Raw genomic sequence first — 26,040 nt, forward strand, 5'->3', positions numbered from 1 at the left:
ACCACCGACGCACACGAGGAAGGGAGAGCCGCCGTGGCCGAGCGGGAACACCCGGCGGACTGGGAGCGCTGCGAAGGCTGCGGCGCCCTGGTCTACGGCAAACGCTGGACGCGCACCCTGCACGTCTGCCCCGACTGCGGGCACCACGGGCGGCTCACCGCCCCGCAACGGCTCGACCAGCTGCTCGACCCGGGCACCGCCGAACCTCTCGGGGCGGTGCCCGCCCTGCACGACCCGCTCGACTTCGTCGACAGCCGCCCCTACACCGAGCGCCTCGACCGGGCCCGCGCCGACACCGGCCTCGACGAAGCCGTGCTGTGCGCCGCCGGAACGGTCGAGGGCCAGCCCTGCGTCACCGCCGTGATGGACTTCCGCTTCCTCGGCGGCAGCCTCGGCTGCGGCGCCGGCGCGCTCGTCACGCACGCCGCCCGCACCGCGCTGGCCCGCCGCGTCCCGCTGGTCCTGGTCACCGCCAGCGGCGGCGCCCGGATGCAGGAGGGCGTGCTGTCGCTGATGCAGATGGCCAAGACCGCCCAGGCGATGGCCGAACTCGACGAGGCCGGCATCCTCACCGTCTCGATCATCACCGACCCCACCTACGGCGGCGTCGCCGCCTCCTTCGCCGCCCTCGCCGACGTCATCCTCGCCGAACCCGGCGCCCGGATGGGCTTCGCCGGACCCCGCGTCATCGAACAGACCACCGGCGAGAGCCTCCCCGAAGGCTTCCAGACCGCCGAGTTCCTGCTCGCCCACGGCATGGTCGACGACGTCGTCCCCCGGGTCGGGCTGCGCCCCGTCCTCGGCCGGCTGCTCGGCCTGCGCACCCCCACCGGCCCGCTGCCGCCCGGCGACACCGACGCCATCCTGCGCGCCGCCGACGACTTGGCCGGCCGCGACCCCTGGCAGAGCGTCCGGCTGGCCCGGCACCCCGAACGCCCCAGCACCCTCGACTACGTCCGCCGCCTGGTCGACGACTTCCAGGAACTGCACGGCGACCGCCTCACCGAGGACTGCCCCGCCATTGTGGCCGGCACCGGACGCCTGGCCGGCACCCCCGTGGTGCTGATCGGCCACCACAAGGGCGGCAACGACCTCGGCGAACGCCGCCGCCGCAACTTCGGCATGGCCGGACCCGCCGGCTACCGCAAGGCCAACCGGCTGATGCGGCTCGCCGCGAAACTCGGCCTCCCCGTCGTCACCCTGATCGACACCCCCGGCGCCCACCCCGGCCCCGCGGCCGAGACCGGCGGACAGGCCGCCGCCATCGCCGAGAACCTGCGGCTGATGGCCCGGCTGCCCGTCCCGATCGTCGCCGTGCTGATCGGCGAGGGCGGCAGCGGCGGCGCCCTCGCCCTGGCCGTCGCCGACCGGATCCTGGTCTCCGCGCACGGCACCTACTCGGTGATCAGCCCCGAGGGCTGCGCCGCCATCCTGTGGAAGGACCCGCAGGCCGCGCCCACCGCCGCCGCCTCGCTCCGGCTGCACCCCGGCGACCTGCTCGGCCTCGGCGTCGTCGACGGCATCGTCCCCGAACCGCCCGACGGCGCGCACCGGGACCACGCCGCCGCCGCCGACCTGCTGGAGGCCGCCGTCACCGCCGCCCTGCACGAACTGATCCCGTGGCACCCGGAGCGGCTGCTCGCCGACCGCCGGGCCCGCTTCCACCGCTACGGCTCCGGCGACCCCGCCGACCCGGCCGCGGCAGATAGGAGCCAGTCATGACCGCCGAGGTGAACCCCGGGACCGACCGCGGCCGGATCGCCCTGATCGGCACCGCCGCCGCGACCGCCGCCGAAGCCGCGGCCGGTTCCGCCGGTTCCGCCGCGGGGCCCGTCGCCGACCTGACCGCGCTCTGCCGCAGCGTCGCCGAACTCGCCCGCACCACCGCCCGGCCGCCCCGCCGCATCCGGCTCGAACACCTCGGCACCGCCGTCGAGGTCGAATGGCCCGCGGACGGGACCGCCGCCGCCTCGGCCGTGCCGGCGGTCGTCCCCGTGGACGCCCCCGGGGACGCCCCGGCCGACCGGGGCACCGCCCGGCACGTGCGCGCCCCGATGGTCGGCACCTTCTTCCGCTCGCCCGAGCCCGGCGCGCCCCCGTTCGTCACCGTCGGCGACACCGTCGCGGCCGGCCAGCCGATCGGCATCCTCGAAGTGATGAAGATGATGAGCCCGGTCGAGGCCGACACCGCCGGACGGGTCGTCGAGATCCTGGTCGAGGACGGCGCGTCCGTCGAGTTCCAGCAGCGGCTGATCGCCGTCGAACCGGCCTGAGGAGGCGGCGTGTTCACCACCGTGCTGATCGCCAACCGCGGCGAGATCGCGCTGCGGATCGCCCGGACCTGCCGCGAGATGGGCATCCGCACCGTCGCCGTGCACTCCACCGCCGACCGCGACTCGGCGGTGGTCCGGTTCGCCGACCGGGCCGTCCACCTCGGCCCGCCCGCCGCCAAGCTCAGCTACCTGCACATCCCCTCCATCGTCGAGGCCGCCCGGCTCACCGGCGCCGACGCCGTCCACCCCGGCTACGGCTTCCTCTCCGAGGACCCCGACTTCGCCGAGATCTGCCAGGCCAACGGCCTCACCTTCATCGGCCCGCCGCCCCGGGTGATGGAACAGCTCGGCGACAAGGCCGTCGCCCGCCGCCTGATGGGCGAGGCCGGACTCCCCGTGCTGCCCGGCTCCACCGGCGCCCTCCGCAGCCCCGCCGAAGCCCGCGAGACCGCCGCCCGCACCGGCTACCCCGTCATCCTCAAGGCCGTCGCCGGCGGCGGCGGACGCGGCATGGCCGTGGTCCGCGACCCCGCCGACATGGCCGGCAGCTACCAGGAGACCCGGGCGCACGCCCGCGCCGTCTTCGGCGACGAACGGCTCTACCTGGAACGCTACGTCGACGGCGCCCGGCACATCGAGGTCCAGGTGCTCTGCGACACCCACGGCAACGCCGTCCACCTCGCCGAACGCGACTGCTCCGTGCAGCGCCGCCACCAGAAGCTCGTCGAGGAGTCCCCGGCGCCCAACCTGCCCGACCCGCTGCGCCGCGAGATCTGCGCCGCCGCCGTCCGCGGCGCCCTCGCCGTCGGCTACGTCGGCGCCGCCACCTTCGAGTTCGTGCTCGCCCCCGACCACCGGTTCTACCTGATGGAGGTCAACTGCCGGCTCCAGGTCGAACACCCCGTCACCGAGATGGTCACCGGCATCGACCTGGTCCGCGAACAGCTCACCGTCGCCGCCGGCCTCCCGCTGACGATCCGCCAGGACGCCGTCCGGCCGCGCGGCTGCGCCGTCGAGGCCCGGGTCAACGCCGAGGACCCCGAACGCGGCTTCCTGCCCACCCCCGGCCTGCTCACCGAGTTCGTGCCGCCCGGCGGCCCGTTCGTCCGGGTCGACACCCACGCCTACCCCGGCTGGCCGGTCGGCCCCGACTACGACTCGCTGCTCGCCAAGACCGTCGCCTGGGCCCCCGACCGCGACCAGGCGATCGCCCGGCTCGACCGCGCCCTGTACGAGTTCCGGATCGACGGCCCCGCTGTCCGCACCACCACCGGCTACCTGCGCCGGGTCCTCGCCGACCCGCGCTTCCGGGCCGGCCGGCACACCACCGCGCTGGTCGCCGAGATGGCCGCCGAGGAGGCTACTGCGCAGGCCGCCGTGCACTGAGGCCCGCGCGCGGGCGCCGGGGGGGGGGGCCCCCGGGGGGGCGGCGGCCCCCCCCCGCGGGGGCGCGGGGGGGGGGGGGGCGGGCGCCGGCGGGGGGGGGGGGGCCGGGGCGGGGGGCGGGCCCCCCCCCGCCCCCCCCCGCCCCCCGGCCCCCCCGGGGGGGGGGGGGCGGGGCCCCCCGGCCCCCCCCGGCCCCCCCCCCCCGCGCCCGCGCGCGGGCGGCCGGCTACGGCACCGTGCAGGAGAAGGCGTGCAGGTACGGGTTGACCGGCGCCAGCGAGTCCAGCACCAGGCCGGACTCGGCGATCAGCGCGGTCAGGCTGCCCCGGGTGTGCTTGGCGCCGCCCACGTTCAGCAGCAGGAGCAGGTCCATCGCGGTGGTGAACCGCATCGAGGGGGAGTCGTCCACCAGGTTCTCCACGATCACCACCCGGGCACCCGGCCGGGCCACCTCGCGCAGGTTGCGCAGCGTCCGGCGGGTCGAGTCGTCGTCCCACTCCAGGATGTTCTTCACGATGTACAGGTCCGCCTGCACCGGCACCGCCACCCGGCAGTCGCCCGGCACCAGCCGGGCCCGGTCGGCCAGCGCCCCGCCCGGCAGCAGCCGCGGATCGGCGTGCTCCACCACCTTCGGCAGGTCCAGCAGCGTCCCGTGCAGGTCCGGGTGACGCTCCATCAGCTCCGCCAGCACCAGGCCCTGCCCGCCGCCGACGTCCGCCACCGAGGCGACGCCCGCCAGGTCGAGGAACCCCGCCAGGTCCTGCGCAGACTGCCGACTGGACTGCGTCATCGCCCGGTTGAACAGCGCCGCCGACTCCGGCGCGTCGTCGTGCAGGTACTGGAAGAACTCCTTGCCGAAGGTGTCGCCGAACACGCTGCGCCCGGTGCGCACCGCGTCGTCCAGCCGCGACCAGGACTGCCAGGTCCACGGCTCGGTGCACCACAGCGCGATGTCGCGCAGGCTGCCCGGCTCGTCGGCGCGCAGCAGCCGGGACAGCGGGGTGTGCCGGTAGCGGCCGTCGCCGTCCTCGGCGAACACCTCGTAGCAGGCCAGCGCCCGCAGCAGGCGCTCCAGCGGGCCCGGCTCGACGCCGAGCCGGGCGGCCAGCTCCGCGGCGGAGGCGGGCTCCTCGTCGAGCGCGTCCGGCAGCCGCAGGCTCGCGGCGGCGCGGACCGCGCCCGCGCAGGCCGCGCCGAAGACCAGCTCGCGCAGCAGCATCGAGGGCGGGACGGACAGGGGAGGGGCGGAGGTCATGGGGGACTGCCTTTCGGTCTGTTCGGCCGGCGGGGCTCTCGGGCTCTGGGGCTCTCAGCCTGTCGGGCTCTCGGGCCAGCGGCCTGTCGGGCTTTCGGCGGGGGAGCGGGCCGGTGGGTCAGCAGCGGCCGGCCGGCTCGGAGGTGCGGCAGGAGTTGGCGGTGAACAGGTGCCCGGTCCCGGCCGGGTCGCGGTCGGCGAGGTCGGCGGGCAGGTTGTCGGCCAGCACGTTGCCGGTGACGGTGGCGCGGGCGTTCGGGGCGCCCACCACGCTCGGGTAGAGCACGATGCCGCCCGACATCGGGGACGCCCCCGTGTGGTCGGAGACCCGGTTGCCGGAGACCGTGACGTCCTCGGTGCCGGTCAGCAGGATGCCGGTGCCCTGCACCGCGTCCAGGCGCGGGATCGGCGCGCAGTAGCGGTTGTTGGCGCGCACCACGTTCTCGGCGACGGTCAGCGCCCCGGCCCGCGGCACCCCGTCGTCGCCGACCACGAACACGCCGCCGCAGTTGCCCGACACCAGGTTGGCCCGGGCCGCCAGCCCGCGGACCCGGCGCAGCTGCAGGCCGATCCGGTTGCCGGTCAGCCGGTTCGCCGACACCTCGGTGCCCCGGGTGTCCAGCGCCCCGCCCTTGCGGTCGTACCAGTTGGCGACGAAGATCCCGGCCTGGCCGTTGTCGTGCGCCGCGTTGTCGGTCAGCACCGTCCGGGTCGACATCTCGACACTGATGCCCTGCAGCCCGTTGTCCCGGGCCGTCACCCCGCGCACCGTCAGACCGTCGGTGACGGCCGCGCTCAGGCCGTCGCGCGCGAAACCCGCCACCGTCAGCCCCTCCACCACCACCCCCGACAGCACCCGCACCGGCGCGCCCCGGTCGTCCGCGGTGCCCGCCACGCACAGGCCGTTCCCGGTCCGGGCGCAGGCGCCCCGGTCGCCCGGGTCCGGCACCAGCACGGTGCCCGGGCCCGCGCCGCGCAGCGTCACCCCGTCGGTGGCCAGCGTCGGACTGCCCGGATAGCTGCCCTCGGCCAGCTCCACCACGTCGCCCGGGCGGGCCGCGTCCAGCGCCGCCTGCACCGAGCCGCCGGGCGGCACCCGGAACACCCCCGGGCCGGTCGGGGCGGCCGCCGCCGGGGCGACCGCCAGCACGGCGGGCAGCGCGCAGGCGCAGGACAGCAGGGCGGCGGCGAGCCGGGTGCGGGGACGCGGCCGCGGGGCGCCGGGGAGCGGGGCACGGGGGGACGGGCCGGCGGGGAGCGGGGCGCTGGGCCGTCGGGTGCGCAGACGTCGGTTGCGCAGACGTCGGGCGCGCGGGCGCGCCGGGGCGGGGGGAGCAGTCATCGAACAGGCCGGCTTCCGGAAGTCGCGGTCACGGGCGGCGTCGGCACGCCCGCCGCCTCGAAGCTAAGGTCGCGCCCCGGGCCCGGCCAGCCGGTCGGCGCACCCGGGCCGCCCGACGCCGCCGCCCGGGTGGTTCCCGCCGCCCGCCGACCGGGTGACGGGGCGTCAGGACGGCCCCGGCGGCCGGGAGGTTCGCGGACGACCCGGTGCGGCGGCCGGGTGAAGGAGAGGAAGGTACCACCCGTACACCCGATCGGGGGGCTCTCCGGCCGGGCACCAGGCCCGTACAGGCGGACCCGCCCACTATGGAGCCATGGACACGTACACCGGACACCTCACCGAACCGACCGCCCCCGCCGAACCGACCGCCCACCGCCCCGGCGACCCGCTCCCCGCCGGGGACGGCCTGCCCGCCGCCGAACACACCGGCCCCCGCTACGCCGAGGACGGCGTCTGCGACTACGAGGACGTCATCCTCCGCTCCGTCAACTGACCGTCCCCGCCGCCCCGGTACGCTGTGCGCTGACCGACGGGGCGGGCAGGGGGAACGGGCAGTGCTGGCGTACGCCGAACTGAGCGAGATCGAACAACGGGTCTGGGACGGCTTCGCCACCGGGGCCCACGTGGACCTGCGACCCGAGGACGCCCGGGCCGAGGACCCGCGCGACGGGGCGGAGGACCCGTGCGACGGCGCCGCCTGGGGCGCGGAGCGCACCGTCCGGGCCGCCGCGCTGCACGCCCTGCTCACCTCCGGCACGCCCGGCGCCCTGCGGCTCACCGGCGCCCGGATCACCGGCCGCCTCGACCTCGCCGACACCGCCGTCCCGCACGCGCTCACCCTGACCGGCTGCCACTTCGAACAGCCGGTGATGCTGCGCGGCGCCCAACTGCGCTCCACCGGGCTGGTCGGCTGCCGACTGCCCGGACTGGACGGCTGGCTGCTGCGCGTCGACGGCAACCTGTTCTTCGAGGACTCCGTCATCGACGGCCGCCTCACCCTGACCCGCGCCCACATCACCGGCGAACTCCGGCTCAGCGGCGTCCGGCTGACCGCCCGCGAACTCGTCGGCACCGACACCCCCGAAGGCCCCGACGGTCCTGATGGCCCCGCCGGCCGCGCCGCCGCCCTGCCCGCCGGCGACGTCTGGGCGCTCTGGGCGGGCGGCCTGGTGATGGAGGGCGGCCTGTTCGGCCGGCACGGCCTCACCGTGCGCGGCGGCCTGCGCCTGGTCGGCGCCCAGCTCGGCGGCGGCCTCTTCCTGGAGGGCGCCGAACTGCACAACCCCTGCGGCGACGCGCTCAGCGGCGAGGACCTCAGCACCGGCACCATGATGCTCTCCGACGGCTTCCGCGCGCACGGCCCGATACGGCTGCCCGGCGCCACCGTCCGCAGCAGACTCTCCCTGCACGGCGCCGTCCTCGACGGCGGCCGGCCCACCGGCGGCGACCCGGCCGACCTGGTCGCCCTGGACGCCCAGCGGCTCAAGGCCGGCGAACTGCGCCTCACCCCCGCCGCCACCCCCACCGGCGCCGTCGACCTGCAGGAGGCGCAGGTCACCGTGCTGCACGACCACGCCCGCAGCTGGCCCGCCGACAGCCGCCTCGACGGCTTCACCTACACCTCGATCCACCCCGACGGCGACGCCGGCACCCTCGCCCACCGCCTCGACTGGCTCGCCGCCCTGCCCGGCTACGCGCCCCAGCCCTACGAGCAACTCGCCGCCTGGTACCGCAAGATCGGCCACGACGACGACGCCCGCCGCGTCCTGCTCGCCAAGCAGCGCCGCCGCCGGCACACCCTCGGCCCGGCCGGCCGGGCCTGGGGCCGCCTGCTCGACGCCACCGTCGGCTACGGCTACCGCCCCTGGCAGGCCGGGCTCTGGCTGCTGCTCCTCACCGCGCTCGGCACCGCGCTGTTCTCCGGCGGCGGCCAGCAGTCCACCCAGTCCGGCGGCGGCTCCGGCACGCCCTTCAACCCGCTCGTCTACACCCTCGACCTGCTGGTGCCGATCGGCGGCTTCGGGCAGCGCTCCGCCTGGTACTGGACGGACTACCGGCAGACCGTCGGCTACCTGCTGGTCGCCGCGGGCTGGGTGCTCACCACCGCCGCCGTGGCCGGCATCACCCGCGCGCTGAACCGCAACTGACGGCCGCCCCCGGCACCCGTCAGTACCGGTAGGCCTTCACCACGACCGGGTTCACGTTCACGTCCTTGCCCGCCTTGGAGAAGGCCACCGGGTTGGCGGTCGCGCGCGCCGCCAACTGCTCCACACCCAGCACCGTCGAACTCACCGCCTTCCCCGTGTTGTCGAGGAAATCGACCTGGATCGCGTAGGAGCGGGTCTCGCCGGTGCTGTTGGTGACGTTCACCACCGCCGCCGTCAGATCGCCCGACACCGAGTTCGGCACCCCCGTCAGCGTCACGTCGGTCATCGCGTTGCCCGCGTCCGGGACGTTCGCCAGCACCTGCACGGCCTTGTCGTGGGTCGCCGCCAACTGGGCGTTCGCCGACGCCTCGAACGCCGACGCCCGGGCCGAGGCCGACGCCTCCGCCGCCGACACCGAGGCCAACGCCGACTCGTGCGCCGAGGCGAACGCGGACGGCGGCTCGCCCGAGAAGCCCGCCGTCTCCGGCGGCGCCCCCACCGTGAACGTCGACAGCGCCGCCTGCACCGGGTCCTCGCCCGAGGTGCCGCCGCACGCGGCGATGCCCGCGATGCCCGCCACCGCCGCGCCGATCGCCAGCCCCACCCGCAGCCCGCGCCGACCCGCGACCGGCTTCGCCACCGGACCCCGCGCCGGGCCCGTCGCCGGCCCCTGCCGCCGCAGGCCGCCGCCGCCCGAACCGTCCCGCTCCGTCTCCTGCATGGCCGATGCACCCTTCGCTCGACGGACCCCGCGCCGGCCCGTGCGCGCCGCGGTCGGTCCGGCGGGCCCGCGGCCCGCGTCCGGACGTGCGGAACCGGCCCGGCCGGACCCGCCACCACCCATCGTCCGAGCCCGCCCGCGCCCCGGGCCAGCGGCGCTGCGCCATTGGGACGAGTGCGGCGCCCGCGCCGGCGGGGCGGGCCCGACGGGCCGTCAGATGCGCGGCGCCGGGTGCCGGATGCCCGCCCGGGGCGGGCGCGCCGGTCAGTGACCGGTGGGTATGCGCTCCTCCTGTCCCTGTCCCTGTTCCTGGCCCTGTCCCTGGCTCTGTTCGCGTTCGTGCTTCTGCTCGTGCTCGTGCGCCTGCGGGCTTTCCCCGTGCTGCGGCGCCTGGTCCGGCGCGGTTCGGGCCGGGGCGGTGGCGCGCAGCAGGCGGTGCGCCAGGACGGCGGCGCCCAGCAGCAGGGCGGCCGACACCCAGGCGGCGACCGTGATGCCGTGCACGAAGGCGCTGCTCGCGCTGCCCATCAGCTGCTCGGCGAGACCCGTCGGCAGCGTGGACGCCGCCTCGTGGGCACCGCCCAGCGATTCGCCCGCCCGATCGGCGAGCGCCGGATCGACGCCGGCCGGAACCGTCAGCGACCCCGCGTACAGGGCCGTCACGACCGAGCCGACCAGCGCGATGCCCAGCGCCGCGCCCAGCTCGTACGCCGTCTCCGACACCGCCGAGGCCGCGCCCGCCTTGTCGGCCGGGGCGGTGCCCAGCACCAGGTCCGAGGAGAGCGTGTAGACCACGCCCTCTGCCGTGCCGAGCGCCAGGAACGAGGCACCCAGCAGCAGGTAGGCGCTGTCCACCCGGACGAAGCCCAGCACGCCGATGCCCACGCCCATCACGAACAGGCCCACCGTCAGCACCCGGCGGGCACCCGCCCGGCGGACCAGACGGGCCGTCAGCAGACCGCCCGCCACCGAGCCGACGAAGGCCGGCATCTCGGCCAGGCCCGCGTCCAACGGCGAGTAGCCGCGGACCAGCTGCAGGTACTGCGACATGAAGAAGATCACGCCGGACAGGCCGATCAGGCTGATCAGCGAGGAGACCACCGCCGCCGTGAAACGCGGGTTCCGGAACAGCCGGACCTCCAGCAGCGGCGTCTCCAGCCGCAGCTGACGGCGGACGAACGCCACCAGCAGGCCCGCGCCCAGCACGAACACCACCGGCGTCGACCAGTCGGCGAAGCCGTGCGCGGCGAACTCCTTGACGCCGTACACCGCGCCGATCACACCCGCCATCGACAGCAGCACGCTCGGCATGTCCCAGCGGCCCGGCTGCGGATCGCGGGACTCCGGCAGCAGCCAGGCGCCGAACACCAGCAGCAGCACCATCACCGGCAGGTTCAGCAGGAACACCGACCCCCACCAGAAGTGCTCCAGCAGCACGCCGCCCACCAGCGGGCCGAGCGCCGCGCCCGCCGCCGCGCCGGCCCCCCAGATGCCGATCGCGGTGGCCCGCTCCCGGGTGTCCGGGAACAGCGTGCGGATCAGCGACAGGGTGGACGGCATGATCGTCGCACCGGCCACGCCGAGCAGCGCCCGGGCCAGGATCAGCCAGCCCGGACCCGGCGCGTACGCCGCCAGCAGCGAGGCCGCGCCGAACGCCGCCGAACCCACCAGCAGCACCCGCTTGCGGCCCAGCCGGTCGCTGAGCGCGCCCATCGACACCAGCAGGCCGGCCAGCACGAAGGAGTAGACGTCACCGATCCACAGCAGTTGGGTGCCGGACGGGCGGAGGGTCTCGGTGATCGAAGGGATGGCGAGGGAGAGCACCGTCGCGTCGACCGCCACCAGGGTGACGGCCAGCACGAGGACGCCGAGACCGGTCCAGCGGTGGCCGGACCGGACGACGGGGGTGGAACTCATGGGATATCAGATCTCCGTGGATCTTTCTCGGGCTCGGGGTCGTGCTCGAGGTCGTGCTGCAGGTTTCGCTGCGGATTCTGCTGCGGTTCCTGTCGTGGTTCTTGGTGCTGTTCTTGGTGCTGTTCTTGGTGCGAATGCCACGGCTTCTCCTGCTCGGGGCTCCGCCGGGGGTCTCTTCGCAGGGCGCCGCCGAGGAACAGCTCGGCGAGTGAGAAGGCGCTTTCGCGCGGGGCCAGCCGCCCCTCCTGGACGGCCCAGCCGATGCCGGCCACCAGGTCGAAGAACGCCTCGCTGAGCCAGCCGGTCGAGAGCTCGACCCGGAACACGCCCTCCTGCTGGCCGCGCAGGAACAGTGCGCGGACCCGGGCGTCCTGGAACTCCCAGAGGTCGTTGATCTCCTCGTCGTCGTACAGCTGGTTCTCGCCGGCCAGGAACGCGCACAGCGCGGCATCCGGCACCACCGCGTCCACCAGGCGGCGCAGTGCCGCCTCGGCGTCGCCCTCCTCGACCTGCGCGGTGTCCAGCGCGGTGGCGAACCGGCGCAGGCCGAGGGCGCCCACCTCGCGGATCAGGGCCTCGCGCCCCGGGAAGACCCGGTGCAGCGTCGCCCGGCTGATGCCCGCGGCGCGGGCGATCTCGTCGAGATGGGCCGTCGGGCGCCGGGAGAGGACGCCGACGGCCGCTTCGAGGACGGAGTCGCGGTCGGTTGCCATGGGAGGAGCATAGCGCGGATGAGACATTCGTGTCTCAATTTAAATGCACGGGTCTCAGGGGGAGGCCGGGCGGGCCGGGAGCGGGCACGACGAAGGCCCCGCGCGGGGCGCGGGGCCTTCGGGGCCGTGAGGTTCGGCCGGGGCGTCGAGGTGGCGGGGCGTGGCCGCCCGGGCGTCAGCTCTGGTTGTAGAAGCCGGTGTCGTCCAGCGGGCGGTCGATGACCATCACCTCGACCTCGGCCGGGGTGAGCAGGAATACCCGGCGGGCGATCCGCTCGATGCCGCCGCAGGTGCCGAAGATCAGGCCGGAGGCGAAGTCGACCATGCGCTTGGCCTCGGCGTCGCTCATCTCGGTGAGGTCCATGACCACCGGGGTGGAGGCCCGGATGTGCTCCCCCACGGTGCGGGCGGCCTCGAAGCCGGTCGGGCGGAGCGAGACGATCCTGGACGGGCCGATCTGGACGCCGGGCAGCGTCTCCTCGCCCTCCCACGGTTCCTCGTACATCGCGGCCGGGTAGCTTCCGGAGGGCATCAGCCACCCGTTGTGGTGCTCGTCGCGAAGTGCTCCCATTAGCCGCGCCTCCCTGTCTCGTTCCGTACTCGTCCCCCGGAGGGACGACGGGTCGTTTTGACACGTCATCCACTTGTTGGAACTGTCCGAGTATCGCACTGATCACCGCAGATGTGCCCGCTTGTGCCCGCCGCACGGGTTGTGGCGCGGAGGAAAATCCGTGCTCCCCGGATACCCGCAATGACGCCCATGATCCCTGAACGGTTGCGCGCGACGACCATATCGGTGACGGCCCGGGCTCAGTTGACTGGGTGTCAACAATCATGTAACGGCTTCGGTTCGGCCCGGGCGAGCCACGCTGGGTCGGGCGTGGTCGGGCCTGACCGGTGGCCGGCCGCCGGTCGTGGGCTACTCGCCGGTGGCGCCGTCGATGCGCTCCCGCAGCAGGTCGGCGTGGCCGTTGTGCCGGGCGTACTCCTCGATCATGTGGACCATGATCCAACGGAGCGTCACCTCGCCGTCGCGGGACCGCCCCTTGGCCACGGTGTCCAGCGACAGGCCGCGCGCGGTCTCGCGGGCGAACGCCACGTCCTCCTGCCAGGCGGCGGTGTCGGCCACCGGGTCGGCGTCGTCGATCAGGTCGAAGTCGCCGTCCGGGTACTGCTCCGACCAGTAGCGGCCGGAGCCACCCAGGTCCTGGCCGTCCAGCACCCCGCGGAACCAGTGGCGCTCCACCTCCGCCATGTGCCGCACCAGGCCGAGCAGCGACAGCGTGGACGGGGGACAGGAGCGCTCGCGCAGCTGATCGGGCGTCAGGCCCGCGCACTTGACGGCCAGCGTGGCGCGGTGGAAGTCCAGCCAGGCGCCGAGCATGGTGGCCTCGTCGGCGGCGAGTGGCGGGTCGACCCGGGTGGTGGCGGGGGTCTCGGTGGGATTCTCGGGGGAGGTCTCGTTCGTCATGTCGCCATGGTGGAGCAGCCCCGCCCGGTCGGCGAACCCTTTTCGGGCCCGTCCGGGGCAGGTCCGGCGGGCCGGTGCTGTGGTAGGAATTCCCGGTCGTGGTGGTCACGGGGGCCGCCGGTACGGGGGGAACGGGCATGCGCAAGGTGCTGACGGGAAGTCAACTGGCGCTCCGGCTGCTGCTGGAGCTGGTCTCGCTGGTGGCGCTCGCGATCGGCGGGTACGGGCTGTGGGCGGACGGCCCGCTGCCGGTGCGCGTCCTGCTCGCGCTGGTGCTGCCCGCCGTCGCGATCGTGCTGTGGGGGCGGTACGCAGCGCCGCGCCGCCCGGTCCGGGACGCCCCGGTGGCGTGGTACGCCGTGCAACTGCTGGTCTGGGGCGGGGCGGTGGCGCTGCTCGCGGTCACCGGGCGCCCGGGGTGGGCGCTCGGGATCGGTGCGGTGATGGTCCTCAACACGGTGGTGCTGGCGCTGCTCGGCGAGTGGTCGCCGGCCGTCGAGCGCTGACGGCCGCGCCCCGGGCGGCACCCGGGGGAGGGGCGGAGGCGGTCAGGACGAGGAGCGGCGCGGGCGGGCCCGCCAGAGCGTGACCGCGCTGAACACGCACATCACGGCGATCACCGAGGCGGAGATCAGGAACACCGGCGAGGTCGGCGACCCCGCGCTCGCCCCGGCGACCACGTACGCGGCGGTGGTCGGGACCACGCCGAGCACGGTGCCCGCCAGGTACGGCCGGAACCGGACGCCGGAGAACGCGCAAGCGAGGTTGCCCGCCTGGAACGGCGCCCCCGGGAACAGCCGGACCAGCAGCACGCTGCGGAAACCCTGTTCGGACAACCGCCGGTCGATCGCGGTCAGCACCTTGCCGCGCAGCAGCGGCCGCAGCGCGTCCCGCCCCAGCCGGCGCCCCAGCCCGAACGCCACCGCCGCCCCCAGCGCCGACCCCGCGAGCGCCACCGGCACGCCCCACAGCGGGCCGAACAGCAGCCCGACCCCGGCGTTGAGCGCGGGACGGGGGAGGAACGCCACCGTCCCGAAGCCGTACACCGCCACCGCCAACGGCACCCGCCACGGCCCGGACACCGCCGTCAGCATCGTGGACGGGTCCCACAGCAGCAGGGAGGACGCGGCGGCGGCCAGCAGCGCCACCAGCAGGGCGAGCCGCTGGAGCGCGTGGCGGTGCGGCGGGTGGGTGCCGGTGGCCGGGGCAGCGTCCGTTTCGGCGGCTGCTCCGGACGCCGTTCCCCGGGCCGGGGCGCCGGAGTCGTCGGCGGTCGGGGAGTCGGGACCGGCTATCGGGTGAGGGGCGGGCACCCGGTGAGCTTAACCGGCGGTGCGGTCGCGCAGTTGTTTGAGCAGCGCGATGTCGGCGGCATGGCGGGCACCCTCGATCCGGGCCGGATCGTGGCGGCCGTCCGGGGTCTCGATGACCAGCGGGACCCCGGCCGTCGCCGGGTGGGCCAGCAGCGCCGCGAAGGCGGGGGCGCCGATGTGGCCCGCGCCGATGTTCTCGTGCCGGTCCTTGCGGGCCCCGGCCACGTCCTGCGAGTCGTTGGCGTGGATCAGCCGCAGCCGTCCCGGGCCGACCGCCTCGTGCAGCGCGGCGAACAACTGGTCCACGCCGCCGGGCGCGGCCAGGTCGTGCCCGGCGGCGAAAGCGTGGCAGGTGTCCAGGCAGACCCCGACCAGCGGGTGGTGCTCCAGGGCGGCCAGGTAGGCGGCGAGGTCCTCCATCCGGGCGCAGAGCGAGCTGCCCTGCCCGGCCGTCGGCTCCAGCAGCAGCCACGGGGCGTCCGCCCCGTACCGGTCCAGGCCGTCCAGGATCGGCAGAACCTGCTCGCGGACCTGCGCCAGCGCCTCGGCGCGGGTGCCGCCGCCGCAGAGCGCGGACCCGGTGTGGACCACCGCGCCGCGCGCGCCGATCGCCGCCGAGCGGTGCAGGGAGTGCGTCAGCGACTCGGCCGAGCGCTCCACGGTCGCGGCCGAGTCCGAACCGAAGTTGATCAGGTACGGCGCGTGCACGTACGCCGGGACGCCCCGCTCGGCGCAGGCCGTCCGGAACGCCAGGTCGTGCGCGGGATTCCCGGCCGGGGTCGCCCAGCCGCGCGGGTTGGCGACGAACACCTGCACCGCCTCCGCCCCCACCTTGTCGGCGTAGGCCAGCCCCGTGCCCGCCAGGCCCTTGCCGGCCACCGGGACGTGGGCGCCGATCGGGTTGCGCGGGGCGGAGTCCATGACCAGGAGCATCGCACGGCAGGATGGAACCGCAGCTCCCCGGGGTGGGCACCGCGGACCGGGTTCCCCCGCGCCGCCCGTCGGTCCGTGTGTTCATCGGCCGGTGCGGCCGGTGCGGCCGGTGTGGTCGATCGCGCTGGTGGTCGGGTGCCGGCACCGGTGTCGGTGTCGGTGGGAGCGGGACGCGGAACGAGGCGGAGGCGATGGGCGAGGCACTGGCGCGGGCACAGCGCGAGCACTGGGAGCGGACGTACGCCGCGCACCCCGAGATGTACGGCGAGCGGCCCTCCGAGTCGGCCGCGTACGGGGCCACCGTCTTCCGCCCGGGCGGGGCGGTGCTCGAACTCGGCGCGGGCCACGGCCGGGACGCCCTGTACTTCGGCCGCCGGGGCTTCGCCGTCACCGCGGCCGACTTCAGCCCCGTGGGCCTGGACCAGCTCGCCGAGCGGGCCGGGGCCGAGGGGCTGGCGGTGGACACCCTGGTGCAGGACGTCCGCGAGCCGTTGCGCCTGCCCGACGGCGCGGTGGACGCGGTGTACGCGCACATGCTGTTCTGCATGGCCCTGTCGACCGACGAACTGGTGGCGCTGGCCGGGGAGGTGCGGCGGGTGCTCCGACCCGGCGGCACCCTGGTGTACACGGTGCGGCACACCGGCGACGCGCACTTCGGCGCCGGGACGGGGCACGGCGACGACATCTGGGAGCACGGCGGCTTCGCGGTGCACTTCTTCTCGCGCGAACTGGTGGACCGGCTGGCGGAGGGCTGGACGGCGCCCGGGACCGAGCCCTTCGAGGAGGGCGAACTCCCGCGCCGACTGTGGCGGGTGACGCAGCGGAAACCGGGTTGATGCTCCGGAGGGTCGGGGCTCGTCCGGGCTCGTTCGCGCCCGTCCGGCGCTGTTCGGGCCTGTTCGGGTTCGCTTTCGGGCGGGGCGGGACGCGTCGAGGGGAGGCCGTGCCCCCTCGGTGGACGGCGCCCGCGCCCCGGGACCGCCCGTCAGCGGATGGGCTCCAGGGAGGCCGTCGTGGCCGGGGTGTCGGTCGGCCTGCGGTGGCGCAGCGCCGTCGCGGCCGGGATCAGCGCGGCGGCCAGCACGGTGACGGCGACGAAGGAGACCGTCAGCGAACTCGCCTGCGCGATGCCGCCGACCACGGCCGGGGCGACCAGGCCGGAGGTGTAGGTGACGGTGGCGACACCGGCGATCGACTGGCTCGGGTTGGTGCCGGCCCGCCCGGCGGCGGCGAAGGCCAGCGGCACCACCACGGCGATGCCGATGCCGATCAGGGCGAAGCCCGGGACGGCCACGTACGGACGGTCGGCGAACACCACCAGCAGGCCGCCGGTGGTGGCCACCGCGCCGCTCAGCCGGACGGCGCGCACCGGGCCCAGCCGCCGGACCACGGCGTCGCCCGCCAGCCGGGCCGCGGCCATGGTCGCCGCGAAGGCGGTGAAGCAGGCGGCCGCGGTCGAGTCGGAGGCACCCGTGACGTCGCGCAGGTAGACGCCGCTCCAGTCCATCGAGGCACCCTCGGCGAAGACCGCGCAGAAGCCGACCAGGCCGATCAGCAGCGCCTCCTTGGGCGGCAGCGCGAAGCGCGGCGGGGCCTCCTCCTCGGCGGCGGGGCGGACGTCGAGCACCCCGCGCGAGACGATCTGGGCGAGCACCGTGAGCACCGCGGCGGTCACCGCGTACTGGAGCCGGGCGTCGACCTTCTGATGGGCCGCCAGCACGCCGAACCCGGAGGCGACCAGCCCGCCGAGGCTCCACATGCCGTGCAGGCCGGACATGATCGACCGGCCGAGCCGCTCCTCGACCTCGACGCCCTGGGCGTTCATCGCCACGTCCGACATGCCGGCGGTGGCGCCGTACAGGAACAGCGCCAGGCAGAGCGTGGCGAGGTTCGGGACCAGGGCCGGGAGGGCCAGCGAGAGGCACCAGAGCGTCAGCAGGCCCTGGAGCGCGGTGCGGGCACCCAGCCGGTGCACGATCCGGCTCGCCAGCGGCATCGCCACGGACGCGCCGACGGCCGGGAAGACCAGGGCGATGCCCAGCTGACCGGGACTCAGATCGAGGTGGTCCTTGATCCACGGAATGCGGGTGACGAAGGTGCCGGTGACGGCACCGTGAACGGCGAACACCAGCGCCACGCTCACCCTTGCGCGCTGGACGTCCTTGAGAGTCTCGCCCATGCCGGGCTCCCCCTTGGGTCGATCGGATGCCAGTAAACTATCAGGGACCCTGCCTGATAGAAACCTCTGGAAGGATGCAGGCTCATGACGACCGCTCGCACTGCCACGCCGAGCACCGCCCGGGCCATCAACGACCGGCTTGCCCTCGAGCTGCTGCTCGAACGGGGCCCGCTCACCGCATCCGACCTGCGGACCCTGACCGGCCTCTCCCGACCCACCGTCGCAGACCTGCTCGACCGCCTCCAGCGGGGCGGCCTGGTCGCCCAGGCGGGCGAGAGCGCCGCGTTGCGCCGGGGGCCCAACGCTCGCCTGTACGAGCTGGTCGCCGACCGTGCCCACCTCGCCGGGATCGACATCCGCTCCACTGGCGTCAGCCTGGTGGTCGCCGACCTGACCGGACGCACCCTCGGCACCGCGACCATCCCGGCCGCCGTGCCGGAGGCGGCGGCGACCGATGGCCACGTGCTGGGAGGCGAGGGCGCGGACAGCGCGTCCGTCGGTGCTGGGGCGGAGGGCGACCTGCTCGTCGAGCGGACCGTCGAGACGCTGCTCGCCACCGCCGCCGCAGCCGGTGCGAAGGAGTTGCACACCGTCGCGGTCGGCGCGCCCGGTCTGGTGGACCCTTCGACCGGCGCCCTCAACAACTCGGGGAAGCTCCCCGAGTGGCACACCAAACTGCTGGCCGCCCTGCGCTCCCGCCCCGGAACCGAGGTGATCCTCGAGAACGAGGTCAACCTCGCGGGCATCGCCGAGCACCGGCTCGGCGCCGCCCGGGGCCGACGGGACTTCGCCCTGATCTGGCTCGGGCACGGCGTCGGCGCCGCCGTGGTGCTGGACGGCCGACTGCGCCGCGGCGCCTCCGGCGGTACCGGAGAGATCGGCTTCCTCCCGGTGCCCGGCACGGTCGGACTGCCCGGCGCCACCAACTGCGACGGGGGCTTCCACTCGATGGTGTCGAGTGCGGCGATCTGCGAACTCGCCGAGCGTCACGGTCTGAAGCCCGAGCCCGGAGCGCCTGGCGCCAATGCCGCTGAGCCTGCGGGCCGTCCACCGGGCGGCCCGGGATCGGACGGCTGCGGTGGTGTCGCCCTTGAGGCCGGTCGGCTTCGGCTCGGGGAGGACGTCATCGAGCCCGCCGCCGAGGCGGTGGTACGGCACGCGGTGGAGACCGGGGCCGAGGAGTTCTTGGAGGAACTGGCGGCCCGGATCGCCCTCGGGGCCTCCGCGATCTGTGTCGTCCTCGACCCGGGCTGCGTGGTGCTGGGCGGCGAGATCGGCCAGGCAGGCGGCCCCGACCTGGCGGCCAGGGTCGAGCGCCGGCTGGCCGCGCTCTCCCCGCTCGCCACCGAGGTCCAGGCCGGGACGGCGGGCGGCGGTGCCGTCCTTGCCGGGGCGGTGCTGACCGCGGGCGACGCGGCCCGCCGGGAGCTGTTCGGAGGAGAGTGAGGCAGCTCCGGCTGCGGCGCGGCTCTGCCCCGTCGGGCCGGGGCCGGGGCCGGGGCCGAGTCCGAGTCCGAGTTCGGAGCCGGTCGGCGGGAGGCCGGGGAAGGTGGCCGGGCGCGCCGAGTCGCGCGGTCGCGGGTGTGCCCGGTGTGGGGCCTTGCCGGGTTGGGCGTGGGGCGTGCGCGGGACGGGCGGGCGGTACGGCAGGATGACGGGGTCAGTTCGTCCCTCCTCCGACCGCCCGGGAGCTGCACCGATGGCCACCTCCGATCGGCCCGTCCACCCGTACCGCATCGGCGAGGCGGCCTCGATGCTGGGGGTGAGCGCCGACACGATGCGCCGGTGGGTGGACGCGGGGCGCTTGGCCGCGGTGCGCGACGAGCACGGCCACCGGATCATTGCCGGGACCGAACTCGCCTCTTTCGCAAGGGAACTGGCCCGGACGGAGACCAGCGAGGCGGAGGGGCGCTCCTCGGCCAGGAACCGCTTCCCCGGGATCGTGACCGCCGTGGTCCTCGGTGACGTGGCCGCGCAGGTGGAGATCCAGGCCGGACCGTTCCGGGTGGTCTCGCTGATCAGCCGTGACTCGGCGGAGGAACTCGGACTGGTGCCGGGCGCACCCGCCACCGCCGTGATCAAGTCCACCAACGTGGTGGTCGAGCGACGCTGACGGATCGTCCGGCGGCAGCGGCCCCGCAGGACGGACGGCCGCTCGCAGGACGTTCGACGGCAATGGCGCGGTCGGGCACGGCGCCGTTCTCCGCCGGAGGAGAGAGCCTTCACCAGGACCGCGGGCCGGTACCGGTGACCGGCCGAAGCCCGCGCTCCCGGGCCGCCTAGGATGCGGAGTCCGGTGGCCGACCTGTGGCGGGGCGGCCCGGACCGTGACTTGCCCGACCGTGCGAGAGGACGATTCCGTTGAAGAGCCGCGTGCGCGCCGTCGCCCACCGGGGTGACCCGTACCTGCACCGCGAGAACACCCTGCCGGCGGTCGAGGCGGCTCTCGCGGCCGGCGCCGACGCCGTCGAGGTCGACGTCCAGCTCACCAAGGACGGGGTGCCGGTACTGCTCCACGACCGCACGCTGGCGCGGCTGTGGAACGACCCCCGTCCGATCGCCCGGGTGACGGCCGATCAGCTGGAGGAAGTCGCCACTCCCGGCTTGCGGATCGCCACCCTGGCGGAGGCGCTCACCGCTGTCGCCGCAACCGGGGGCAGGCAACTGCTGATCGATCTCGACGACGCGGCCCCCGTTGCCGCGGCCTGGCAGGTCGTCAGGGACCTCGGGGCGGAGAGCCGTGTCGCGTTCTGCGGACCGGTGCCGGCGATGCTCGCCGTCCGGGAACTCGTCCCCGAAGCGGAGATCTCGCTGACCTGGAACCGCCTGCAACTCCCCAAGCCTCGGCTGCTCGACGAATTGCGCCCCAGCTACCTCAACCCGCCGTTCGGGCTGGTCGACGAGCGGCTGGTCGCGGCGGTCCACGAAGCGGGCATGGGCCTGGCCACCTGGACCGTCGATCTGCGCAGGACCATGCGGAAGGTGCTCACCCTGGGCATCGACTCGCTGACCTCCAACCGGGTCGCCCTGCTGCGTCGGACGATCGACGAGTACAGCGGCTGACCCGCTGCCGGAGCGGGTTCCGCCCCCGGCCGTCGGACACCCGCCGCTCGGGCTCGGAGGGCTCGGAGGGCTCGGAGGGTTCGAGCGGGGAGGAGCGGCCGCGTGGCCGACGCGCCGGGCCGTTCTGTCCGTTCCGTCGGATACCACCCCCATGTGCTGGAATGAGACGATCATGATGGCGTCTTGTCGCGGAGGTGGCGGTGGCGGCAGAGGACTCCTCGAATTCGCAGGGCCCGCAGGACCCCCGAGGTCCGAGGAGCCGGTCGGACCAGGGCCCGGCCCCGGCCCCACCGGAGCAGCCGGGCCGGGGTGGCGATCAGGTCGCCCCCGGGTCTGCGCAGGGGGATGGGGGCTCGTACCAGGAGCCTGGGCAGGGCGACGGGCCCGGTGGCGAGTCGTCGTCAGCAGGGAACACCTCCATGGGCTCTGGCGGGGCATCAGGTTCCGCGGGAGTGATGGTCGCGGTGGGACGGTCCTTGCCGGACGACCGGCGGCCCTCCCAGATGCTGCCGCCATCGGTTCGGGCGGCTGCCGCCTGGTCGGCGGCGGTGATCCTCCTCCTCACGGTGGCTGCCTTCGCGGTGTTCGTGGTGGTGGAGCTGAGGGCGGCGACGATCCCGATCCTGATCGCGCTCCTGGCCACCGCGCTGCTCTACCCCGTCATGCCGTGGTTGGTCCGCCGGGGCGTCGGCCGTGGCGCAGCAGCCGGACTGACCTGCACCGTCCTGGTGCTGACCGTCACCGGAGGCATCGCGCTGCTGGTCAACTCCCTGGTGAACAGCGCCCCGCAGATCGTCTCCGGGCTGCAGCAGGCCGGAGACCGGATCGCCTCCTGGCTTGGGCCGTTCGGCGACAAGGTCCAGTACGCGCTGCAGCAGAGCTCGGGTTCCGGGAGCACACTGGTCGACTCGCTGGCGAACGGCGTACTGTCCGGCCTCGGCCTGGTGACGCAGCTCCTCACCGGCGGTGTCCTGGCCCTCGCCCTGGTCTTCTTCTTCCTGCGCGACGGCCACCGCTTCGGGGACGCCGTGCAGGACGTCTTCCCCGGCCGTCACGCCGACACCTTGATCGCCTGCGGTCAGCAGGCCTTCGCGGCGATGGCGGGTTTCATGCGCGGGACCACCCTGATCGCGCTGATCGACGCGACCTTCATCTCCATCGGACTGCTGGTTCTGGGCGTGCCCGGCGCGGCCGGCCTCGGCGCACTGGTGTTCATGGGGGCCTACATTCCGTTTGTCGGGGCCTTCCTGTCGGGGACGGTGGCCGTGCTCGTGGCCCTGGCGAACGGCGGTCTGGGAACCGCGCTGTGGGCCTTGGGCGTGGTGCTGGCCGTCCAGGTGATCGAGGGAAACATCCTGCAGCCCGTCATCCAGAGCCGGACCGTCGAACTGCATCCCGCCACGATCATGATCGCGGTGGTGGCGGGTTCGGGGATCGCCGGAATCATCGGTGCGCTGCTGGCCGTCCCGGTCAGTGCGGCCGGCCTCGGAGTGGTCTCCGTCCTTCGTGACGGCGCCGGGCCGCAGGGTGTGCCGACCGGTCGACGCAGGCGCACCCGCACCGAGGACTGACACCGGCCGGTCAGCCTGTCGATCTGTCGGCTTCCCCGCCAGTCCTGCGGCCGCGCCCCGAAGGAGGCGCGGCCCGACGGACCGTCAGGGGGTCGGGAAGTAGGCGGCCAGCCACCGGTCGAGTTCGGCGAACACCTGGGCGCGGGCCTGCTCGCCGGACAGGACCAGGTCGTGGACGCCTCCCTCGATCCGGACGGTGGTCACGTGCCGTCCGAGACGCGGTGCGAGTGCGGCGATGTCATCGGCCCGGAGGACCGCGTCGGTGCGCATCAGCGCCTCGTCCCAGTTGTTGGTGATGGTGGAGGCGGTCGAGGCCATCAGCAGGACCGGGCAGTCGACGGCAAGTCCGCGGCGGACCTGGCGGTGCCCGCGTTGGATCGCCGCGAGCCACCCCGCGAAGAGCGGGAAGCCTTCGGCAGGCTTCAGCGCCAGGTCGAACTCCCAGCTGCCGCGGTGGTTCCGGTGGAGGCTGTGCACGTAGTGCGGATTCAGCGGGGCCGGGAGCTTGCGGGTGGGCGCTGCCCGCCCGAGGGCGTCGAGCGCCGGGGCACCGAGCGTCCTGACGGCGGGAGCGGCCGGCATCGACAGGAACGGGCTGTTCAGGAACAGGCCGTCGACCAGGCCGTGCCCCTCGTGCCGGGCCGCCCACAGCGCCGCCACCAGACCGCCGGTCGAGTGCCCGTTCACCAACAGCCTGGTGTGTCCGTCGAGTTCGCGGATGATTCGGACCGCCTCGTCCAGTTCCTCGTCGTAGGTGTGGAGGTCCGTCACGAAGTTCGGCGACTGGTGCGGCCGGAGCGAGCGGCCGTACTTGCGCAGGTCCAGCGCGTAGAAGGAGAAACCCGCAGCGTTGTAGTGGTCGGCCAGATGGGTCTGGAAGAAGTAGTCGGTGTAGCCGTGCAGGTACAGCACCGCCTGGCGCGAGCCCTGGACCAGCCGACGGACCAGGGTGGCACTCACCTCCCCTTCCTCGTCCGGGCGGAGGGGGAGCTCCGTAGCCTCGTACGGAGCACCCAGGATGTCTTCACGGAATTCCACGCCAGCCACACCCATTTCCCGCTGCGCCGCACCGCCAGGGACCACCCCGGGCGGGACCTCCTGAGCGACCATACCGGTCGGTAGCCCCGCCCGTTTGGGAAGACGGCCCTGATGGGGCCTAAGCTGCCCGCATGATCGTCGCTTCATCGTTCGTTCTTCGCCCCGTCGCTTTCCGGCGGCCCGGCCGATGACGGGCACGCCAGCCGATGCGTCGGAGCCGCTTCCGGTCGAACGGGCGGTCGCGCTGGGGACGGCGAAGCTGATGCCCGACATCGATCGCGACGGTGGCTGGCTGCTCACTCTCGACGGCACCCCGCAGTCCTACGTCGATCTCCAGGACCCCACGTACCTCGAGTTCGAGTACGTCCAACGGATCGCGCACCTGCTGGACGTGGTCGCGGAGCCCGGTGAACCGCTGGACACCCTGCACCTGGGCGGAGGGGCGTTGACGCTGCCCCGCTACCTGGCTCGGACGCGCCCGGGCTCGCGGCAGCAGGTGGTCGAGGTGGACGGCCCGCTGACGGAGTTCGTCGCGGACCACCTGCCGTGGCCGACCGGTATCGAGGTGACCGTCGGCGACGCCCGGGCCGTGCTCGCCGAGGTCGAGAACGCGAGCGTCGACGTGGTCGTAGCGGACGTGTTCCGCGGCTCGCGGACGCCGGCCCATCTCACCAGCGTCGAATTCGTGCAGTCCGCAGCGGCTGCGCTCCGCCCCGGGGGCCACTACGCGGCGAACCTCGCCGACGGGCCGCCGCTGGCCTTCGCCAAGGCCCAGGCGGCGACGCTCGCGGCCGTGTTCGCACACGTCTGTCTGGTGGCCGAGCCCTCGGTGCTCCGGGGACGCCGGTACGGGAACATCCTGCTGATCGGCTCCGACGGGCCGATCCCGGTCGGGGAACTGGCGCGACTGCTCGCCGCCGATCCTTTCCCGGCACGGCTGACGGAGTCGCCGGAGCAGGCGGCAGAGCCGGTCACCGACGCGACGGCCGAGGATTCGCCACCGCCGCCGGCCGGGGCTTTTTCGCTGAACTGAGCCCAGCAGCGGCTGCGGTGGTCCGGTGTAGGTGAAGTCGTACTGCACGGGATCTCCTTCGTCGTTCGGAGTCTTCGCGTTGAGGTGGAGAAACTGTGGGGCGCGACGCCCGGCGGGGCGGGGACCGGGCGTCGCACCTGTGGCTGGTCAGCCGGCGGACAGGACGAGGCGGCGGGCGTGGTCGAGATAGCCGACCAGCTCGAAGGCGGCGACCATCGGGTGATTGGCGATGTCGGTCTCTCCACGGATCACGGCAGCCCCCGTTTCGGCGGCCAGGATTCTGGTCGTCTCGGCGAGGATCTCGGCCGCGAAGCCGCGACCGCGGAATTCCGGAAGCACCCCGAGGGGGCCGGTGACGGGCACCTCCGAGTTGTGGGAGGGGATGCCGAACCCCACCACGTGGCCCGTCGTCGTGCGGGCTATTCGCCACCAGGCCCGCTTCCCGAGCATCTCCTGGCGGTAGAAGGCGACTTCGGACCGGGCCTGTGCCTCGGCACCGACGAGCATGCATTCACGTGCACCGGACCGCTCCAGGGTGCCGGGAAGCACACGGCGTATCAGCCGGACGAAGACTTCGTCATCGGGTTCGGGAACGAACCGCAGCCTCCCGGAAAGCGCCGGAACGGGCCGGTCGGTCGTCCACTCGAAGCGGAGGCGTTCGTTGGCGCAGTGAAGACCTGCCGCCTCCGCCGCACGGCGACGCCAGGCGACCGCGGCAGCCACGTCCGAACGGGCGCGCCATGCGGGCGGGAGGAAGAGGTGGAACGGCGGCGCGATGGCGAGACCGTCGGCGGCAAAGACCTGATGAGCTGCCGTGAGCAGGGCAGCGGCGACAGCACTGCGCGGATCGGTGGAGCAGGACGCGGCCCAGGCCGTCCGCCGGGGTGGACCGGCGGGAACCGGGAGCGGGCCGAGTGGTGCGAACAGCGCGTCCAGGCTGCCGGGATGGCAGTCCAGCGGCCGTCCCCACCAGACGGCGATCGCCATGGGCGCCCTGCCGGGTACGGGTTCCGCGATCCAGATCCATCCGGGCCTGTACTCGCCCAACGCGAGGCGGGAGCGAATGAGATCGGCGGAGAGGGTGGTCGAGGAGTCCGGCCGGACATGGGCCAGAACGGAACCGATTTCTTGAGGGACGATCGGACGGAAGATCACGGTGCCTCCTGGGAAGGAGAGGTGGAAGCACCCAACCGATCATGGCGATCCGCGCTCACCGCAGCACGGAGAATCCAGCTTGCCAGGGGCGGTCACGATCGGGGGTGCCGTGGAACGGACACCGCTTATCGGAACCATCGCACACCTCCGCTCGACTTCTGCCGGCCACCTGACCGTCTTCGGTGATTCGAGAGGCTAGAGGTCGGGGGAGCCGTGTGCAAATTAATTATCGGGGCGCGATCTCGGATTTTCTGCGGCCGATTGAACCTCTTTGATTTTTTGAGGAGAAACGTTTTTTCTGGATGCCATCTTGGGGGTTCTCGAATGGCTTCGGATCTTATGGGAAATTTATTTCCTGCTCCTTTGTGGTGCGGCTAGGGTTCGGTGTCAGAAGTGAGCGCCGAAGGGGGCGGGAAGGGGAGAGTTGGTCGACGATGCCCGCCTGTGCGGTCTTCGACGGCGGAGGCCTGTCGTAGGGGTGCGGGCCGGGTTGGGAAGAATGGCGTGGGTCGGGCGGGGCCGACGGCCAT

Annotated in this window: 24 protein-coding genes; 12 read left to right on the plus strand and 12 right to left on the minus strand. The window is 74.2% G+C overall.

Features of this window, described 5'->3' with window-relative positions; translation table 11 throughout:
• Positions 1 to 33 precede the first annotated feature (33 nt).
• From accA to ACIQBJ_RS15050, 3 genes are read left to right on the plus strand one after another with little or no spacing between them, the layout of a single operon-like run.
• Complete coding sequence (accA, locus tag ACIQBJ_RS15040; protein ID WP_400708917.1) at positions 34 to 1,722, plus strand: acetyl-CoA carboxylase carboxyl transferase subunit alpha; 1,689 nt, start codon at positions 34 to 36, stop codon at positions 1,720 to 1,722.
• Positions 1,719 to 2,273, plus strand: a complete 555-nt coding sequence (locus ACIQBJ_RS15045) for an acetyl-CoA carboxylase biotin carboxyl carrier protein (protein ID WP_400708919.1) — start codon at positions 1,719 to 1,721, stop codon at positions 2,271 to 2,273. The genes accA and ACIQBJ_RS15045 overlap by 4 nt, the downstream gene beginning before the upstream one ends.
• 9 nt (positions 2,274 to 2,282) lie before the next feature.
• A complete protein-coding gene (locus ACIQBJ_RS15050; protein ID WP_400708920.1) occupies positions 2,283 to 3,659 on the plus strand; it encodes an acetyl/propionyl/methylcrotonyl-CoA carboxylase subunit alpha in 1,377 nt (458 codons plus the stop codon).
• A 226-nt stretch (positions 3,660 to 3,885) separates the two neighbouring features.
• On the opposite strand, the gene ACIQBJ_RS15055 is transcribed toward ACIQBJ_RS15050, so the two are convergent.
• Both ACIQBJ_RS15055 and ACIQBJ_RS15060 read right to left on the minus strand, forming a co-directional pair.
• Positions 3,886 to 4,914, minus strand: coding sequence for a methyltransferase (locus tag ACIQBJ_RS15055; protein WP_400708922.1), 1,029 nt, complete (start codon positions 4,912 to 4,914; stop codon positions 3,886 to 3,888).
• Positions 4,915 to 5,032: 118 nt separating this feature from the next.
• Positions 5,033 to 6,256 (minus strand): nitrous oxide reductase family maturation protein NosD, encoded by a 1,224-nt coding sequence (locus tag ACIQBJ_RS15060; RefSeq protein WP_400708924.1) that lies wholly within the window; start codon positions 6,254 to 6,256, stop codon positions 5,033 to 5,035.
• Positions 6,257 to 6,569: 313 nt separating this feature from the next.
• On the opposite strand from ACIQBJ_RS15060, the gene ACIQBJ_RS15065 reads away from it, so the two are divergent.
• Together ACIQBJ_RS15065 and ACIQBJ_RS15070 are read left to right on the plus strand one after the other, a co-directional pair.
• Entirely contained in the window at positions 6,570 to 6,749 is a 180-nt protein-coding gene (locus tag ACIQBJ_RS15065) for a hypothetical protein (RefSeq protein ID WP_400708926.1), read from the plus strand.
• Positions 6,750 to 6,810: 61 nt separating this feature from the next.
• A complete protein-coding gene (locus ACIQBJ_RS15070) occupies positions 6,811 to 8,403 on the plus strand; it encodes an oxidoreductase (protein WP_400708928.1) in 1,593 nt (530 codons plus the stop codon).
• Between the two features lie 19 nt (positions 8,404 to 8,422).
• Here ACIQBJ_RS15070 and ACIQBJ_RS15075 read toward each other — a convergent pair whose 3' ends face one another.
• The 5 genes from ACIQBJ_RS15075 to ACIQBJ_RS15095 form a co-directional block, all read right to left on the minus strand.
• Positions 8,423 to 9,124 (minus strand): hypothetical protein, encoded by a 702-nt coding sequence (locus ACIQBJ_RS15075; protein ID WP_400708930.1) that lies wholly within the window; start codon positions 9,122 to 9,124, stop codon positions 8,423 to 8,425.
• A 264-nt stretch (positions 9,125 to 9,388) separates the two neighbouring features.
• Complete coding sequence (locus ACIQBJ_RS15080; RefSeq protein WP_400708932.1) at positions 9,389 to 11,041, minus strand: MFS transporter; 1,653 nt, start codon at positions 11,039 to 11,041, stop codon at positions 9,389 to 9,391.
• Entirely contained in the window at positions 11,038 to 11,754 is a 717-nt protein-coding gene (locus ACIQBJ_RS15085; protein WP_400708934.1) for a TetR/AcrR family transcriptional regulator, read from the minus strand. Before ACIQBJ_RS15085 ends, ACIQBJ_RS15080 begins: the two co-directional genes overlap by 4 nt.
• A 175-nt stretch (positions 11,755 to 11,929) precedes the next feature.
• Complete coding sequence (locus tag ACIQBJ_RS15090) at positions 11,930 to 12,325, minus strand: cell division protein SepF (protein ID WP_400708936.1); 396 nt, start codon at positions 12,323 to 12,325, stop codon at positions 11,930 to 11,932.
• Between the two features lie 348 nt (positions 12,326 to 12,673).
• Positions 12,674 to 13,225 carry a DinB family protein gene (locus ACIQBJ_RS15095; RefSeq protein WP_400708938.1) on the minus strand — a complete coding sequence of 184 codons (552 nt, stop codon included), beginning with the start codon at positions 13,223 to 13,225 and terminating at the stop codon, positions 12,674 to 12,676.
• A 137-nt stretch (positions 13,226 to 13,362) separates the two neighbouring features.
• Between ACIQBJ_RS15095 and ACIQBJ_RS15100 the strand changes: the two genes are divergently transcribed.
• Positions 13,363 to 13,731 (plus strand): YrdB family protein, encoded by a 369-nt coding sequence (locus tag ACIQBJ_RS15100; protein WP_400708940.1) that lies wholly within the window; start codon positions 13,363 to 13,365, stop codon positions 13,729 to 13,731.
• Between the two features lie 42 nt (positions 13,732 to 13,773).
• Here ACIQBJ_RS15100 and ACIQBJ_RS15105 read toward each other — a convergent pair whose 3' ends face one another.
• The gene (locus ACIQBJ_RS15105) at positions 13,774 to 14,538 is read right to left on the minus strand and encodes a TVP38/TMEM64 family protein (protein WP_400708942.1); all 765 of its coding nucleotides are present in this window, start codon (positions 14,536 to 14,538) and stop codon (positions 13,774 to 13,776) included.
• A 9-nt stretch (positions 14,539 to 14,547) separates the two neighbouring features.
• On the minus strand, positions 14,548 to 15,471 hold the full coding sequence (locus tag ACIQBJ_RS15110; protein WP_400708945.1) for a deoxyribonuclease IV: 924 nt from the start codon (positions 15,469 to 15,471) through the stop codon (positions 14,548 to 14,550).
• A gap of 191 nt (positions 15,472 to 15,662) precedes the next feature.
• Between ACIQBJ_RS15110 and ACIQBJ_RS15115 the strand changes: the two genes are divergently transcribed.
• Entirely contained in the window at positions 15,663 to 16,307 is a 645-nt protein-coding gene (locus ACIQBJ_RS15115) for a class I SAM-dependent methyltransferase (RefSeq protein WP_400708948.1), read from the plus strand.
• Positions 16,308 to 16,456: 149 nt separating this feature from the next.
• On the opposite strand, the gene ACIQBJ_RS15120 is transcribed toward ACIQBJ_RS15115, so the two are convergent.
• A complete protein-coding gene (locus ACIQBJ_RS15120; protein ID WP_400708951.1) occupies positions 16,457 to 17,650 on the minus strand; it encodes an MFS transporter in 1,194 nt (397 codons plus the stop codon).
• Between the two features lie 84 nt (positions 17,651 to 17,734).
• Between ACIQBJ_RS15120 and ACIQBJ_RS15125 the strand changes: the two genes are divergently transcribed.
• The 4 genes from ACIQBJ_RS15125 (at position 17,735) to ACIQBJ_RS15140 (ending at position 22,284) form a co-directional block, all read left to right on the plus strand.
• Complete coding sequence (locus ACIQBJ_RS15125; protein WP_400708954.1) at positions 17,735 to 19,096, plus strand: ROK family transcriptional regulator; 1,362 nt, start codon at positions 17,735 to 17,737, stop codon at positions 19,094 to 19,096.
• A gap of 253 nt (positions 19,097 to 19,349) precedes the next feature.
• Positions 19,350 to 19,763, plus strand: a complete 414-nt coding sequence (locus ACIQBJ_RS15130) for a molybdopterin-binding protein (RefSeq protein WP_400708957.1) — start codon at positions 19,350 to 19,352, stop codon at positions 19,761 to 19,763.
• A 248-nt stretch (positions 19,764 to 20,011) separates the two neighbouring features.
• Positions 20,012 to 20,713: a glycerophosphodiester phosphodiesterase gene (locus ACIQBJ_RS15135; protein WP_400708960.1), complete on the plus strand. Its 702-nt coding sequence runs from the start codon at positions 20,012 to 20,014 to the stop codon at positions 20,711 to 20,713.
• A 455-nt stretch (positions 20,714 to 21,168) separates the two neighbouring features.
• Positions 21,169 to 22,284 (plus strand): AI-2E family transporter, encoded by a 1,116-nt coding sequence (locus tag ACIQBJ_RS15140; RefSeq protein WP_400709779.1) that lies wholly within the window; start codon positions 21,169 to 21,171, stop codon positions 22,282 to 22,284.
• Positions 22,285 to 22,368: 84 nt separating this feature from the next.
• Here ACIQBJ_RS15140 and ACIQBJ_RS15145 read toward each other — a convergent pair whose 3' ends face one another.
• The gene (locus ACIQBJ_RS15145) at positions 22,369 to 23,244 is read right to left on the minus strand and encodes an alpha/beta hydrolase (protein WP_400708963.1); all 876 of its coding nucleotides are present in this window, start codon (positions 23,242 to 23,244) and stop codon (positions 22,369 to 22,371) included.
• Positions 23,245 to 23,584: 340 nt separating this feature from the next.
• On the opposite strand from ACIQBJ_RS15145, the gene ACIQBJ_RS15150 reads away from it, so the two are divergent.
• Positions 23,585 to 24,355, plus strand: coding sequence for a spermidine synthase (locus ACIQBJ_RS15150; protein WP_400708966.1), 771 nt, complete (start codon positions 23,585 to 23,587; stop codon positions 24,353 to 24,355).
• 147 nt (positions 24,356 to 24,502) lie between these two features.
• Here ACIQBJ_RS15150 and ACIQBJ_RS15155 read toward each other — a convergent pair whose 3' ends face one another.
• Positions 24,503 to 25,510 (minus strand): GNAT family N-acetyltransferase, encoded by a 1,008-nt coding sequence (locus tag ACIQBJ_RS15155; protein WP_400708969.1) that lies wholly within the window; start codon positions 25,508 to 25,510, stop codon positions 24,503 to 24,505.
• Positions 25,511 to 26,040: the final 530 nt, after the last annotated feature.

Origin of the sequence: Kitasatospora sp. NPDC088391 (genome assembly GCF_044753345.1) — a bacterium.
Lineage (GTDB): Bacteria > Actinomycetota > Actinomycetes > Streptomycetales > Streptomycetaceae > Kitasatospora.